A 546-nucleotide genomic window follows, 5' to 3' on the forward strand; every position below is an offset into this window, starting at 1 on the left:
CCGCCGCAGCGGCCGGGAACGCGTCCTGTTGCTCAAGGGTGTCGGGCTCGGCCTGCTGCTGGTGGCCGGCCGGAAGACCGGCGACGCCTGGCTGCTCATCACGTGGAAGACCCGACCCACGGTGCTCGACCAGTACGTGGCGACCGCCGACCACGCGCTGGGCAGCCCGTCATGGCTGGTGGGCCGACTGGTCGAAGCCTCAGGAACGGTCGGCTACCACGTTCTCGACTACGTCTACGCCCAACTCGCGGTGGCCGCGGTCGTCGTCGCGCTCTACCAGCTCCGGCACGTCGCGGTCGATCGCCGCTTCCCCACCCACCACCTGGTGCGCACCTTCCTGGTGATCGGCCTGCTCGGGCCGGGCATCTACATGATCTACCCGGTGGTCGGTCCGATCTTCGCGTACGGCGCCGACGGCGGGCAGTATGCGGTGGCCAACCTGTGGCCGGACACGCTGACGCCGGTGGGCGTCCCACAGAGCATGCCCTTCGACGACATCACCCCGCGCAACTGCATGCCCAGTCTGCACACGGCATGGGCTACCGC

At 69.6% G+C, this 546-nt stretch carries 1 protein-coding gene; it reads left to right on the forward strand.

The annotated features are described in order from the left end of the window. A partial coding sequence (locus tag KUM32_RS39540; RefSeq protein ID WP_217146568.1) for a DUF5933 domain-containing protein occupies nucleotides 1-546 on the forward strand: 546 nt, incomplete at both ends.

It is taken from the genome of Streptomyces sp. AC627_RSS907, from assembly GCF_019049165.1.